The organism is Thauera sp. K11, from assembly GCF_002354895.1.
In the GTDB taxonomy this organism is placed as follows: domain Bacteria; phylum Pseudomonadota; class Gammaproteobacteria; order Burkholderiales; family Rhodocyclaceae; genus Thauera; species Thauera sinica.
Genome location: NZ_CP023439.1, coordinates 2,949,036 through 2,963,688 on the forward strand (window position 1 = coordinate 2,949,036; position 14,653 = coordinate 2,963,688).

12 protein-coding genes are annotated in these 14,653 nt (G+C 69.0%); 11 read left to right on the forward strand and 1 reads right to left on the reverse strand.

Translation table 11 applies throughout. The features are described from left to right. Window positions 1–43: 43 nt before the first annotated feature. The gene (locus tag CCZ27_RS12730) at window positions 44–1,660 is read right to left on the reverse strand and encodes a rhodanese-related sulfurtransferase (RefSeq protein ID WP_096448697.1); all 1,617 of its coding nucleotides are present in this window, start codon (window positions 1,658–1,660) and stop codon (window positions 44–46) included. Between the two features lie 96 nt (window positions 1,661–1,756). Here CCZ27_RS12730 and CCZ27_RS12735 point away from each other — a divergent pair, with 96 nt between their 5' ends. From CCZ27_RS12735 to CCZ27_RS12785, 11 genes are all read left to right on the forward strand, one after another. Next, window positions 1,757–2,680: a LysR family transcriptional regulator gene (locus CCZ27_RS12735; RefSeq protein ID WP_096448699.1), complete on the forward strand. Its 924-nt coding sequence runs from the start codon at window positions 1,757–1,759 to the stop codon at window positions 2,678–2,680. A gap of 115 nt (window positions 2,681–2,795) precedes the next feature. Further along, window positions 2,796–3,620, forward strand: a complete 825-nt coding sequence (locus tag CCZ27_RS12740; protein WP_096448701.1) for an ABC transporter ATP-binding protein — start codon at window positions 2,796–2,798, stop codon at window positions 3,618–3,620. An 11-nt stretch (window positions 3,621–3,631) separates the two neighbouring features. After that, window positions 3,632–4,822 (forward strand): acyl-CoA dehydrogenase family protein, encoded by a 1,191-nt coding sequence (locus tag CCZ27_RS12745; protein ID WP_096448703.1) that lies wholly within the window; start codon window positions 3,632–3,634, stop codon window positions 4,820–4,822. 106 nt (window positions 4,823–4,928) lie between these two features. Next, complete coding sequence (locus CCZ27_RS12750) at window positions 4,929–5,879, forward strand: NAD(P)-dependent oxidoreductase (protein ID WP_096448705.1); 951 nt, start codon at window positions 4,929–4,931, stop codon at window positions 5,877–5,879. 46 nt (window positions 5,880–5,925) lie between these two features. Further along, entirely contained in the window at window positions 5,926–6,768 is an 843-nt protein-coding gene (locus tag CCZ27_RS12755; RefSeq protein WP_096448707.1) for an ABC transporter permease, read from the forward strand. A 30-nt stretch (window positions 6,769–6,798) separates the two neighbouring features. Further along, the gene (gene ssuE, locus CCZ27_RS12760) at window positions 6,799–7,407 is read left to right on the forward strand and encodes an NADPH-dependent FMN reductase (RefSeq protein WP_096448709.1); all 609 of its coding nucleotides are present in this window, start codon (window positions 6,799–6,801) and stop codon (window positions 7,405–7,407) included. Between the two features lie 231 nt (window positions 7,408–7,638). After that, window positions 7,639–8,742 (forward strand): LLM class flavin-dependent oxidoreductase, encoded by a 1,104-nt coding sequence (locus CCZ27_RS12765; RefSeq protein WP_096452519.1) that lies wholly within the window; start codon window positions 7,639–7,641, stop codon window positions 8,740–8,742. Window positions 8,743–8,933: 191 nt separating this feature from the next. Continuing rightward, a complete protein-coding gene (locus CCZ27_RS12770) occupies window positions 8,934–11,369 on the forward strand; it encodes a TonB-dependent receptor plug domain-containing protein (RefSeq protein WP_157748575.1) in 2,436 nt (811 codons plus the stop codon). 13 nt (window positions 11,370–11,382) lie between these two features. Further along, the gene (locus CCZ27_RS12775) at window positions 11,383–12,069 is read left to right on the forward strand and encodes an RraA family protein (protein ID WP_198363119.1); all 687 of its coding nucleotides are present in this window, start codon (window positions 11,383–11,385) and stop codon (window positions 12,067–12,069) included. Further along, the gene (locus CCZ27_RS12780) at window positions 12,066–13,037 is read left to right on the forward strand and encodes an ABC transporter substrate-binding protein (protein ID WP_096448713.1); all 972 of its coding nucleotides are present in this window, start codon (window positions 12,066–12,068) and stop codon (window positions 13,035–13,037) included. The genes CCZ27_RS12775 and CCZ27_RS12780 overlap by 4 nt, the downstream gene beginning before the upstream one ends. 48 nt (window positions 13,038–13,085) lie before the next feature. Beyond that, window positions 13,086–14,381 carry an NtaA/DmoA family FMN-dependent monooxygenase gene (locus tag CCZ27_RS12785; RefSeq protein WP_096448715.1) on the forward strand — a complete coding sequence of 432 codons (1,296 nt, stop codon included), beginning with the start codon at window positions 13,086–13,088 and terminating at the stop codon, window positions 14,379–14,381. Window positions 14,382–14,653 lie beyond the last annotated feature (272 nt).

Below are 14,653 nucleotides of genomic sequence, written 5' to 3' on the forward strand. Positions count from 1 at the left end.
TTCTGCGCAAAAGTGCCAGAAAAGCGAGATGTATGAACTGCATCTAGACCACCCGGAAGCCGTGCGTGCCGTCGCGGGCGAGTTGCCCGACCAGCCCGAACTCCCAGTCCAGGTAGGCCTGCATGGCGGCGGCGGTGTTGTCCGTGCCCTCGTACGGCCGGCGGTAGCGGTCGATGGGCAGCGATGCCAGGCGGGTCTCGCCGTGCTCTTCCGGCAGGCCGGCGGCGAACCACGCGGCATTGCCGCCGTCGAGCAGCAGGACCTCGGCATCCACCAGCGCCTGCAGTTCCGGCACCACGAACTGCGCAAGCTGACTGCTGCCGCAGGTGAGCACGTAGCGCGCCACCGATGGCACGGATTTCAGCGCGTCCGACAACTGCGAACGCAGCGCGAACCAGGCGCCCGGAATGTGCCGGCGGCGGTAGTTGGCGCTAGTGGTGAAATCGAGCACGGCGACGTCGTCGCCGGCCGCCTGCCAGCGCGCCAGCGTTTCCGGCTGGATGCGGCTCGCCGCGGGCGGCTGCGGCAACGGCGGCGCCCACGGTCCGCTCGCAACGAATTCCCCGGCCCCGGCGCCGTCCAGCACATGCACGTCCCAGCCCATCTGCGCCAGCCAGGAAGCGCTCATGTTGGCACGCACGCCGTCGCTGTCCGCCAGCACGATGCGGGCGCCGCGCACCGGCGCCACCATTTCGGTTTCCTGCACCAGTTGACCGCCCGGCACCGGACGGAAGCCGGGCAAGTGTCCGGCTTCGTATTCCTCCGGCGTGCGCACGTCGAAGAAATAGGTGGTGCGGCCCTGCTGGCCGCGCCAGCGGTCCACCTCGGCCAGCGTGGCGCGGCGCACGCCGGCGCGCCCGGCCAGCGCATGCGCACGTGCCGCGGCATCCGCGCGCGTCGCCTCGCCCGCCTCCGGGAAGCGCCGGCCGGCGCCGCGTTCGAGTTCGAAGCCGGCCAGCGTCCAGCCTATCGTGCCGTTGCGCAGCGCTGCCACCGGGTTGGGAATGCCGGCGTTGATCAGCGACTGCGTGCCGATGATGCTGCGCGTGCGGCCGGCACAGTTCACGATGACCCGCGTGTCCGGCCGCGGCGCCAGTTCGGCGATGCGCAGCGCCAGTTCGGCGCCCGGCACGCTGGTCGAGCCGGGGATGGTCATGGTCTGGTATTCGTCGAAGCGGCGCGCATCGACGATCACCACGTCGGCGCCGGCGTCGATCAGCGCCCGCACTTCTTCCGCCGGCAGCGACGGCGTATGGCGCTCGGCCTCGACCAGCTCGCCGAACGCCTTGCTCGGCACGTTCACGTCGCGGAACAGTTCGCCGCCGGCCGCCCGCCAGCCTTCGACGCCGCCGTCGAACACCGCGACGTTGGTGTAGCCGAGCGCGCGCAGGCGCCGCGCGGCGAGTTCGGCCAGGCCCTCGCCGTCGTCCAGCGTCACGATGGGCGCGTCGCGGCGCGGCAGCTTGGCGTAGGCATCCAGTTCGATGCGCGCCAGCGGAAGATTGGCGGCGAACAGCGGGTGCGCCTGCGCGTGGGGGTCTTCCTCGCGCACGTCCAGCAAGGCGATTTCGCGGCGTTCGAGCAGCGCGGCGCGCACGGCAGCATAGCCGGTCAGCGGGATGTCCCGGCGCGCGGCCGGGGACGGGACGGAATGGGTCATATGAACAAAATCCTGTGGACGGAAACCATGCGGGGAGCGCATGATATATCGCATTAAATATATGTTTTATCCATTTTTTTGCTATCCATACGCACCATGAGCATAAAGATCGACGATCTTGTTTCCTTTGTTGCCACGGTACGCCACCAGTCGCTGTCGCGTGCCGCCGACGCGCTCGGACTGACCCAGCCGGCGGTCACCCGCCGCATCCAGAGCCTGGAAGAAAGCCTGGGCACGGTACTGCTCGACCGCGACACCAAGCCGCCCAAGCCCAATGCGCTGGGCCGGCGCGTGTTCGCCCAGTGCGAACAGGTGCTGCGCGAGGTCGATAATCTGAAGGCGCTGGTGGAAACCGAAAGTACACCGCAGGGCACGCTGCGCCTGGGCATCACGCAGTCGGTCGCGGAAATCGGGCTGAGCGGCCTGCTGGACGCGTTCAAGCTGCACTATCCGACACTGGAAGTCGAACTGGGGACGCGCTGGAGCGCCGACCTGGTCCGCCAGTTGGAACGCGGCGACATCGACGCCGCCGCGGTCATGCTGCCGGCCGGTACCGAATTTCCGCCCACCCTGGCCGCCCGCCACCTGATGCCGGTCGACATGCTGGTGGTCGGCGTCGCCGGCGGCGCGCCGACCGAGCCGGGACCGTACCGACTGGCCGATCTGCGCGACAGCAAATGGATCGTCAACCCGGACGGCTGCGGCTTCCGCGCCCGGCTGCAGCGTGCGCTCACCGATCTGGGCCTGCCGCTGCACATTGCCATGGACGCCTTCGGCACCGAACTGCAGTTGAAATTCGTCAGCGAGGGCCTCGGCCTGGGCCTGGCCACGCGCGCCCAGCTCGAACGCAGCCAGTACCGCGGCCGCATCCGCGAGCTGCCCATGCTCGACTTCAATCCGTCTACCGAAATGTGGCTGGTGCACAATCGCGCTCCGGGCAACCTCAAGCGCCCGATAGAACTGTTCGCCGACACGGTGGCGGCAATGTTCGACGTACGCGACGCCGTCACCGCCGCGTAAACGTGTGCGCGCACCCAGATCATACAAAGAACGAATATAACGATATAAGTATAATTCGTTTGTGGCATTAATATGCCTTCATTAGCATCGCTCCAACTTCTTCGGAGCGATGCCAATGAGCGCGTCCATCAACAAATTCAGGAGCGGCGGCGGCGCGCCGGACCAGCCGGCCGCGGTCAGCCTTCGCGGCGTAGCCAAGCGCTTCGGGCCGCGCGCGCTGTTCGAACGGCTGGACCTGGACATCGCCGCCGGCGAGTTCGTCGTGCTGCTCGGCCGCAGCGGCTGCGGCAAGACCACGCTGCTGCGCCTGCTCGCCGGCCTCGACCGTGTCGACAGCGGCCATGTACAGGTGCCGCCGGCGCGCGCCGTCGTGTTCCAGGAACACCGGCTGATGCCATGGAAGCGCGTGCTGCGCAACGTCATGCTGGGCGTGCGCAGCGCCGACTCGCGCTCGCGCGCCGCGCAGGCGCTGGCCGAGGTCGGCCTGACCGAACGGCTGGACGCGTGGCCGGCCACGCTGTCCGGCGGCGAAGCGCAACGCGTGGCGCTCGCCCGCGCGCTGGTGCGCGAACCCGAACTGCTGCTGCTGGACGAGCCTTTCGCCGCGCTCGACGCACTGACCCGCATCCGCATGCACCAGTTGGTGCAGGCGCTGTGGCTGGCGCACCGGCCCGCGGTACTGCTGGTGACGCACGACGTCGACGAGGCGCTGCTGCTGGCGGACCGCATCCTGGTGCTGGAACGCGGCCGATTCGTCGCCGACCAGCGCATCCATCTGCCGCGGCCGCGCAGCGCGGACCTCGCCGATTTCCGCGCGCTGCGCCATCGCCTGCTCGGCTGGCTCGGACTGGACGACGGCGCCGACGCAGATGCAACCCGATCCGGTCATCCACGGGCTGGCGACACCGCCGGTCTGCGCGTGGCCGCCGCTTACGACTGACCGATACCTCCATGCCTTCCCCGCAAACCCTCGCCGTCATCGACACGACCCGCCCCGCCGACACGCAACCGCATACGCTGGCCGCCGCGCTGGCCACCGAATTCGCCGCCACCGCCGCGCACTACGACCGCGCCAATCTGTTCCCGCACGACAACATCCGCCGGCTGCACGAAGCCGGCCTGATCGGCCACGCGCTGCCGATGGAGTTGGGCGGCGGCGGCGCCAACCTGGCCGATGCGCTGCACATCGTGCGCACGGTGGCGCGCGGCGAGGCGGCGACCGCGCTGGTGCTGGCGCTGCAGTACTCGATCAGTTCCCGCCTCGGCCACGACACGCCCGGATGGCCGCGCGCAGTGCGGCTGGAGGTGGCGCGAGACATCGCGCGCAACGGGTCGCTCATCAACGCGCTGCGCGTCGAGCCCGAACTGGGCACGCCGGTGCGCGGCGGCGTGCCGGCCACCGTCGCGCGCCGCAACGGCGACGGCTGGCGGGTGAGCGGCGCCAAGATCTATTCCACCGGCGCGCCCGGCCTGACCTGGATGCTGGTGCTCGCGCACAGCGCCGAAGCCGCGCCGCGTGTCGGCTACTGGCTGGTGCATCGCGACAGCCCGGGCATACGCATCGTCGAGGACTGGGACCACCTTGGCCTGCGTGCCAGCGCCAGCCACAAGGTGGTGTTCGACGACGTGCCGGTGCCCGGCACGCACACGCTGGAGCTGCAGCCGGCCGGTTCCCCGCCGGTGGCCGATCCGCATGGCGCGCGCTGGGGCGGCGTGCTCATCCCTTCGGTGTACGACGGCGTGGCGCGCGCCGCGCGCGACTGGCTGGTCGAGTTCTCGACCACCCGCGTGCCGACCAATCTGGGGCGTCCGCTTTCCACGCTGCCGCGCTTCCAGGAGGCGCTGGGCGAGATCGACGCACTGCTGCTGTCCAACGACCGCCTTTTCGCCGGCGCCGCGGACGGCAGCGTCGCACTGAAGCAGATCGGCCAGCTCAAGCATCTGGTCACCACGCAGGCCATCGCCGTGGTCGAGCGCGCGGTGCAGCTCACCGGCAATCCCGGCCTCACCCGGGCCAATCCGCTGGAACGCCATTACCGCGACGTGCTGTGCAGCCGGGTGCATGCGCCGCAGAGCGATTTCGCGCTGAGCAGCGCCGGCGCGGCGGCCTTCGCCGAATGGACGGACGGCGGGCAGCGATGAAGGCGCGCCGCTCCCGCTCCCCAGGACAGAACCCGATGACCAAGAACATGCAATCCATATCGACAGGCCGTGGCCGCACGCCGGCGGAAGCGGCGAGGACACCGTCATGAACAGTCTGGTGATCGCCAGCCAGCAAAGCAGCGAAATCAACGACCATCTGCGCGCCGCGCTGCCGGACGCGGCCGTGGTCGACATCGCGCCGGGCCTGCCGCCAATACTGGCGCCCGAGGTCGAGGTGCTGTTCGTGCGGCCGATATTCCCGGCCGGCGCGCCGCGCGACGCCGGGCCGCCGGCCGGCTGGCCGTTCGGCGTGCGCTGGATACAGCTCGGCTCGTCCGGCGCCGACTACTATCCGGACTGGCTGTTCGACGGCCCGGTCGTCACATCGGCGCGCGCCGGCACCGCCGACGCGGTGGCGGAATTCGCGATGGCGGCCATACTGGCCGCGGCCAAGCACCTGCCGGACATCTGGATATCCAGCCGCGAGGACTGGCGCTGGAGCCGGCTGGGTCTGCTGAAGGGCCAGGTGCTGGGCATCGTCGGCTTCGGCGCCATCGGCCACGCGCTCGCCGTGCGCGCCCGGGCGTTCGGCATGAAGGTGATCGCGGTCCGGCGCACGCCGGAGCCGCTGGATCATCCCGGGGTGGAGCGGGCGGAAAACCTGAAGGCGCTGTTCGCCGCGGCCGACCACGTGGTGGTCGCCGCGCCGGCCACCGCCCGCACCCATCACCTGGTCGGCCGCGACGTGCTCGCCGCCGCGCGGCCCGGCCTGCACCTGGTCAACATCGCCCGCGGCAGCCTGGTCGACAGCAAAGCACTGCTCGACGCCGTCAACGATGGCCGCATCGGCCTGGCGACGCTGGACGTGACCGAGGTGGAACCGCTGCCGGCCGGCCATCCGTTCTACGCGCATCCGCGCATCCGCCTGTCGCCGCACCTGTCGTCCATCACCCATCACAGTGCGGCGACGCTGGCCGACCTGTTTCTCGCCAACCTCGCACGCTACCGCCAGGGCGCCGTGCTGAGCGACGTGGTCGACAGGCAGCGTGGCTACTGATCCGACGCGAGCGGCACGCGCACGCACTCAAACACCCGGGACCACCATGACTCACGCCGCCACCACCACTACATCGGCGCCTCCATCGTCCGCATCCGCGCAGGCCAGCGACGGCGGCGGCGTCCGCACGCCGCGCTGGGCCGGCCTGGGCCGGCTGGTCAGCCCACTGCTGCTGCTGTCCCTCTGGGAACTGCTGTCGCGCTCCGGCGTGATCCCGCCGCACGTGATCGGCGCACCGTCGTCCATCGCCGACGCGCTGGTCGGACTGGTCGCCTCCGGCGAGCTGTTCCGCCATTTCCTGGTGTCGCTGCAGCGCGCCGCGAGCGGGCTGGCCATCGGCCTGGCGATCGGCGTCGGCGCGGCGCTGGTCGCCGGCCTGTCGCGGCTGGGCGAGGCGGCGGTCGATCCGCCGATGCAGATGCTGCGCACGCTGCCCTTCCTCGGCGTCATCCCGCTGTTCATCGTCTGGTTCGGCATCGGCGAAGTGACCAAGATCGCGCTCATCGCGCTGGCCACCAAGACGCCGGTCTATCTGACGCTGTACGGCGGCATCCGGGGCGTGGACCACAAGCTGGTCGAAGCCGCCGGCACGCTGGGCCTGAGCCGCATCGAAACCATCCTGCACGTGATCCTGCCCGGCGCGCTGCCGGCCTTCTTCGTCGGCCTGCGCTACGCGCTCGGCATCTCTCTGCTGGCGCTGGTGGCGGTGGAACAGATCAACGCCAGCGCCGGCATCGGCTATCTGATCAACGAGGCGCGCGACTTCATGCGCACCGACGTGATCGTGGTGTGCCTGCTGATCTACTGCCTGCTCGGCCTGGTCACCGATGCGCTGGTGCGCGCGCTGGAACGGCGCGCGCTGGCCTGGCGCCCGTCCATCGTCGGCTGAACGCCGCACGCCATTCCAAGGAAATCCGCAATGACCATACTCACCCTGTCCGGCAGCCCGTCGGCCACTTCGAAAAGCCATCGCATCCTGCAGCACATCGCCACCGAACTGCGTGCCCGCGGCAATCGGGTGGACAGCCTGTCGGTGCGCGAACTGCCGCCGGCCGCGCTGCTCGCCGCGGACGCCGGCGAACCGACCATCGCCGCCGCGCTCGCCCGCGTCGCCCGGGCGCGCGCCGTCGTCATCGGCACCCCGGTCTACAAGGCAGCCTATTCCGGCCTGCTCAAGACCTTCCTCGATCTGCTGCCGCAGGACGGCCTGTCCGGCAAGACCATCCTGCCGCTGGCCACCGGCGGCAGCCTCGCTCACACGCTCGCGCTGGATTACGGGCTCAAGCCGGTGCTGTCCGCGCTCGGCGCCCGGCATCTGCTGGCCAGCATCTACGTGGTCGACGGCCAGGTGAAGCTGGTGGACGGCCAGCCGCTGGAACTGGACGGGGCCGTGGACCAGCGCATCGGCGAAGGCCTGTTCCGGCTGCAGGAAGCGCTGACGCCGGACGACCGCGCCGCCCGGCCGCCGCTGCCGGAACACGCGCCCGCCGGCGATCACGAACCTCTGGCCGTGCGCTGCGGCGCCTGAGTCGCGGCACCGGTCCACCATGGGTCAGCTGTCGGCGGCGGCCGTACCGCGTGGATCCTCTTCCGTCGGCGAGCGGACGGCCCGACTAAGCATCCTGCGCATATATCGATATCATGATTATTCTGTTGTGTAATTATCTGGCGCCCTTAACATGCTAAGAGTCGCCAGTGGGCGGGAGTCGTTCGACCGGCCACGCGTGCATAACCGCACTTCACAACGAGGATGAGCATCATGAGTCTGGAATTCATCGGTCTAGTCAGCGCGCAGGAAAGCAGCGAATCGCTCGCGCCGCGCGGCCCCAATGTCGATGTCGCCTTTCTCAAGGCATCGGCCCAGTCGCAGGAGTACGGCGGTTTCGACAAAGTGCTGCTGGCGGTGAATACCGCCTCGCCGGATTCCTTCGTGCTCGCGACCTATGCCGCCGCCGTCACCGACCGCCTCGGCCTGCTGATCGCCCACCGCCCTGGCTTCCAGGCGCCCACCTTCGCCGCCCGCCAGTTCGCCACGCTGGATCAGCTGAGCCATGGACGGGTCGCAATCAACGTCATCACCGGCGGGGATGGCGGCGACCTGCAGCGCGATGGCGATTTCGTCGGCCACGACGACCGCTACGAGCGCACCGACGAATACCTCGATGTGTTCAGGAAGACCTGGACCAGCGAAAAACCTTTCGGCCACCAGGGCCGGCACTACCGCATCGAAGGCAATCTGACCCAGGTCAAGCCGGTGCAGCAGCCGCACATCCCGATCTACTTCTCCGGCGCGTCGGACGCGGCGGTCCGGGTGGCGGCCAGGCACGCCGACGTATACATGATGTGGGGCGAACCCCTGGCGCAGATCCGCGAGCGCATCGCCACCGTGCGCGCGGCTGCCGCCGCGTACGGCCGCGACCAGCAACTGCGTTTCAGCCTGTCGCTGCGCCCGATACTCGGCGCCACCGAAGAAGAGGCATGGGCGCGGGCGGCCCGCATCCTGGCCAGCGCCAAGGAACTGATCGGCAACGCCGCCACCCACGCCAAGTTCCGCGGCTTCAGCGCCAACGTCGGTTCCGAGCGCCTGGTGAACATCGCCCGCGAAGCGCGCGTTCACGACAAGCGGCTGTGGACCGAAATCGCCGCGCTGACCGGCGCCACCGGCAATTCGACCTCCCTGGTCGGCACGCCGGATCAGGTCGCCGAGGCGGTGGCCGAGTACTACGACCTCGGCGTCAGCACTTTCCTGTTCCGCGGCTTCGATCCTCTGCGCGACGCCGTGGAGTACGGACAGGAACTGCTGCCGCGCATACGCGCGCTGGTGGCCGGGCGCGAAGCCACGAACCGGCGCAAGGCCGGCTAGCGTCCGCGGCGGCCGGCACGACCGGCCCGCCCGTTCCCGATCGGTATTTCCGTTCCATGCCGCTGTCCGGACGACAGCGGCAGGGGGTTTCTTCGCACATCGCAAATACAGAGAACAGGATCATGCTGCCCAAGCACGACGTGCCCACTCCGTTTTTCCCAGCGCGCCACCTTGCCGTAAGGCGTCCGCTGATGACCTTGCCCCTTCTTTTCCTGACCGCGTTCGGCCCGTCCGCCGCGGAAGCCGCGGACGACGGCAACGGCCCGGACGCGGTCGGCCTGGAAGCCATCGTGGTCACCGGCACGCGCGGCAGCCGGGACCGCACCGTGACCACCAGCCCGACGCCGATCGACGTCATCCGCGGCGACCAGCTGGCCAGCGGCGGGGTCGGCCTGAAAGAAGCGCTGGACAAGGCCATCCCCTCGCTCTACATCCGCTCCTCGCACCGCAACAACAACGACAGCGTGATGAAGCCGACCGGGCTGCGCGGCCTGAGCGCCGGGCATGTGCTGGTGCTCATCAACGGCAAGCGGCGGCACAACAGTTCGCTGTACCAGCGCACCAACGAGGACGAAACCGGGGTGAACCCGGTGGATCTGGACCTGATCCCCGTCAGCGCCATCGAGCGCATCGAAGTGCTCCGGGACGGCGCCGCCGCACAGTACGGCTCCGACGCCATCGCGGGCGTGGTCAACATCATCCTCAAATCCAACGATCACGGCGGCGAAGCGATCACCTCGCTGGGCCAGTACTACGAAGGCGACGGCGCCACCTACAAGCAGACCTGGAACCAGGGTTTCGCGCTGCCCAACGACGGCTTCTTCAACGTGGCGATCGACGCGCGCAAGAACGCGCGCACCGACCGCTCGATCGACGCCACCGACCAGTTCTACGCGCCGCTGGCCGACGGCAGCCCGGACCCGCGCGAAAACCTCAACCGCCGGCGTTCCTACGGCGGTTCGCCGGAAGTCTGGGGCGTCAACGCGTCGTACAACGCCGAACTGCCGGTCGACGAAAACCTGCAGCTCTACTCCTTCGCCACCGTGGCCAAGCGGGAGCCGACCGTCTGGCACAACTACCGGCGGCCGAATTCGGTTAACAACATCCTGGAAATCTATCCGGATGGTTTCGTGCCGAAGTACACCTTCGACGAGATCGACTGGGAACTGCGCTTCGGCGGACGCGGCAGCGCCGGCGCCTGGAGCTGGGACCTGAGCAGCGGCTACAGCTACAACCGCACCAAGCACGGTGTGGACGACACGCTCAACGCCTCGCTCGGGCCGACCAGCCCCACCCGCTTCTTGCTGTACACGTGGAAGAACCAGGAGTGGACCAGCAACCTCGACCTGAGCCGCGAATTCGAACTGGCCGGCCTGGCCAAGCCGCTGCAGTTCTCCTGGGGCCTGCAGCACCGCTACGAGAAATACGAGATCCAGGCGGGCGATCCGGCTTCCTATGCCATCGGCGACTATGTGTTCAGCAGCGGGCCGCTGGCCGGCCGGGCGGCGGCGCCGGGCGCTCAGGGGACCTACCAGATCGGCGACGCCTCGGCCGCCGGCGCCATCAGCCGCAACAATTACTCCGCCTATGTCGACGTCGGCCTCAACCCGACGCAAGCGTGGTTCATCGGCCTGGCCGGCCGCTACGAATACTTCGACGACAGCGCCGGCAACGTCGCCATCGGCAAGATATCCAGCCGTTACGAAATCTCGCCGACGCTGGCCATCCGCGGCAATTTCGGCAACGGCTTCAAGGCGCCGTCGCTGTCGCAGTTCATCGGCACCGATTCCACCTGCACGCTGTCGCGGCTGGACGGCGTCAGCCAGCAGGTGTGCTCGCAGCGCGTCGGCGTCTATTCCGCGCTGGGCCAGGCGCTCGGCGCGCAGCCGCTGAAACCGGAAACGTCCACCGACTTCACGCTGGGGCTGACCTGGAAACCCGCCAGCAACCTGCGCTTCACCGCCGACGCCTACCGCATCGCGCTGCGCGACCGCATCGCCTCGACCGGGCTGCTGAGCGGCACCGCCGTATCGCAGATCCTGGTCGCCGCCGGCCTGCCCAGCTATTACCGGGTGAAGTATTTCGCCAATGCGCTGGACACCCGCACGCACGGCCTCGACCTGGTGGCCGAGTACCTGCAGGACGCCGGCCGCTGGGGCAATGTGCGCTGGAGCGTGGCCTACAACTGGAACGAAACCGAAATCACCCGCATCCACGACGCGCCGGCCATCCTCCAGGGGCTGGGCCTGACGCTGTTCAACCGCCAGAAGCAGGGTTATCTGACGGTGTCGCAGCCAAGGAGCAAGCTGATACTCGGCAGCAACTGGAAATACGGGCGCTTCGGCGCCGACCTCCGGCTGACCCGCTACGGCTCGATCAAGGAGCTGGAGAACAACCCGATCTACGACGTTTCCTACGGCGCCAAGTGGCTCACCGATCTGGCGCTGTCCTGGCAGGCGACCGACGCCCTGACGGTGGAGATCGGCGCCAACAACCTGCTCGACGTCAAGCCGGACGCCAAGGGTTTCCCCGGCGGCAATCCGCAGGGCCTGCCGCCCTACGGCTACGTGTCGCCATTCGGCTTCAACGGCGGTTACTACTACGCCAATGTGAAGGTGAGCTTCTGATGGGTGCGAAACAGTGAACCTGACCCTGCGGCCGATGCCGGAACAGATTCCGGCGGCGCTGATCGCCCGGCTGGCGCAATGCGAAACCGGCACCATCGGGCATTCCGAACACCAGGGCTTCCTGCGCAACGACCTGCGCCCGGTGAAGCCCGGCGTGCGCGTCGCCGGCACCGCCATCACGCTGCGCGCGCCGAACATCCTCGGCAGCCCGATGGGCTGGCTGGTGTCGAACGCCCGCCCCGGCGACTTCATCGTGGTGGACCGCTGCGGCGAATCCAGACATGCCAACTGGGGCTACGTCACCAGCTATGCGGCCCGGCTGGCGGGCATCGCCGGCATCGTCGTCGACGGCCCGACCACCGATCTGCAGGAACAGCGCGAACACGGCATCCCGTGCTGGTGCAGCGGCGCCTCGCCGGTCACCGTCAAGGGCGGCCTGCCGATCGAAGGCGCGGTCAACGTGCCGGTGTCGGTCGGCGGCGTCGCCATCAGCCCGGGCGACGCGGTGCTGGCCGACGACAGCGGCATCTTCGTCTGCCCGCCGCAGCGCCTGGCCGAAATCGTCGACGAGGCGCTGCGCCGGCAGGCGGCCGAGAAGATCACGCTGGAACGGCTGTCGCGCGGCGAAACGCTGCTGGACATCTTCGGCCTGCCGCCGGCGATCGGCGCCGCGCTGGACGAAGGAGCGGCGGAAAGATGAGCGGCCGGCGGAAATTCCTCTACGGCGCCGGCCTCGGCCTGGCCGCGCTGGCCGGCGCCGGCTGGCTGGCGCGGCGGGACGACGGGCCGCGGCACGCCGCGCTGCGGGTGATCAGCGGACGCGACACGCCGGGCAACTATTTCGCCGACGCCGGCATCGCCGAGCCGGACTATCCGGTCGAGGGCATACGCTTTCCCGGCGCCGGCGCGCCGCTGGAAGTCGAGGCGCTCAGCAACGGCCATCTCGACCTGGGCAGCATGAGCGAAATCCCGCCGCTGTTCGTCAAGGAAAAGAACACCATCCTGCGCATCGTCGCCGTGCAGCAGACCGACGTGAACAACCAGGTCATCCTGCTGCCGCGCGATTCGTCGATCCGCGATGTCCGCGAACTGGCCGGCAAGCGCATCGGCTACGCGCGCTCGACCACCGCGCACTACTTCCTGGCGCAGGTGCTGCGCGAACAGGGGCTGGATTTCAGCGGCGTGCGCGTCAGCGCGCTGGCCGTGGAGGACGCCTACGCCGCTTTCCAGAACGGCAATCTCGACGCCTGGGTGATCTGGGGCGTCTACGGCCTGCGTGCGCGGCGCGTGCTGGGCGCGCGGGTGCTGCTGACCGCCAGCGGCTATCTGTCCGGCAACCTGCTGCTGGTGTCGCAGACCCGCGCGCTGCAGGACGCCGCCACGCGCGCCCGGCTGGCCGACTACGTGGGCCGCATCCAGCGCATGTGGGACTGGGCGGAACGCCATCCGGCGGCCTGGGCGCGCCGCAGCGCGCTGCTGACCGGCGTGCCGGAGGAAGACTTCCTGACCCAGGTGAGCGAACAGAGCCAGCCGACCCGGGTCGTGCCGGTCAGCCAGGCGGCCATCGCCTCGCAGCAGAAGGTAGCCGACTTCCTCCATGCCGAAGGCATCATCACCGACGACACGCCGGTGGACTATCTGTGGGCGCGCGACGTCAGCTTCGGCTAGCCGCGGCCGCGCTTCCGACCCGCTCCATCGACACCGACATACCAGACCATGACCAAGCCATTGCACTTCACCGCCTTCCAGATGCTCACGCCGGGCGACAACGGCGTGTGGCGCGATCCGCAGAACATCCGCAACCACCTCGATCTGAACTACTGGATCGGCCAGGCGCAACTGCTGGAACGTGCCGGCTTCGATGCGATGTTCTTCGCCGACATTCTCGGCGTGTTCGAAACGCGCGAGAGCGGCGCCGAACTTTCGGTGCGCGACGCCCACGTGTTCCCGCTCGGCGACCCGTTCACGCTGGTGTCCGCACTGGCCGCGGCCACCCGCAGCCTGGGCTTCGTGGTCACCGCCTCCACCACCTACGAGCCACCCTTCTTGCTGGCGCGCCGCTTCAGCACGCTGGACCATTTCACCGGCGGGCGCATCGGCTGGAACATCGTCACCTCCTATCTGGACAGCGCCGCGGCGAACTTCGGACTGACCGAGCAGGTGACGCACGCCGATCGCTACGCGCGCGCCGACGAGTACATCGAAGTGCTGGAAAAGCTCTGGCTGCAGTCGTGGGAGGCGGACGCGCTGCGCCGCGACAAGGCGTCGGGCGTCTATGCCGATCCGGCCAAGGTACGCGCCATCGACCATCGCGGCGCGCACTACGCGGTGCGCGGCCCGCATCTGGTCGAACCGTCGCCGCAGGGCCGGCCGGTGTACTTCCAGGCCACCGCTTCCGACACCGGCTTCGATTTCGCGATCCGCCACGCCGAGGCGCTCTACACCAACGCCGGCAATCCGGAACAGTTGAAAGCCAGCATCGAGCGGCTGGAGGGACTGGCGCGGACGGCCGGACGGACGGCGCGGCCGCTGGTGTTCGCCGGCATCAATCTGGCGATCGGCGCCAGCCATGCGGAAGCCGAGGAAAAACTGGAACGGCAGACCCGCTTCAGGAACGACGACAGCATTCTGGCGTGGAACGGCATAGACATCCGCCGCTATCCGCGCGACACGCGGCTGTCCGATCTGGCGACCTACGGCACGACGCGCCCACTGCGCTCGGTGAACGGGCGCCACGACGTGACCATCCAGGACTACATCGAGCACACGCGCCGGCTGCGCACACCTTTCACCGTGCTCGGCACGCCCGACGAAGTGGTCGACCAGATCGCCGACCTCGCCGCACGCACCGGGCTGGACGGCTTCAACATTTCCTCCGCGACCACCCCCGGCGTCTATGAGGATTTCGCCGATCACCTCACCGCGCGGCTGCGCGCGCGCGGCCTGCTGGCACCGCCGGCCGCCACTCCCATCCGCCTGCGCGACCGCCTGGCGCCGGCGGGCATTCGATGACCTAGCCAGGCCGCCGGCCCCCGCCGGAAAACGCCCGCCCCCGTTCCGCGCCCGCCCGCAATGGGCGGACCCGTCCGGATCGCACCCGACCTGCGATCCGGACGTCCTTCCCGCGCCTTTTTGTTACCTGTTCCGCCATCCATTCCGCCTCCCCCGGGTGTGGCGAGCGCGCGTGCGAACGCCGCCGACCAATCATGAAGCGCATATATCGATATCAACTTTATTCTGTTGTGTAATTAAGATCGGCCCCTATTATGACGACAGCCACCGGA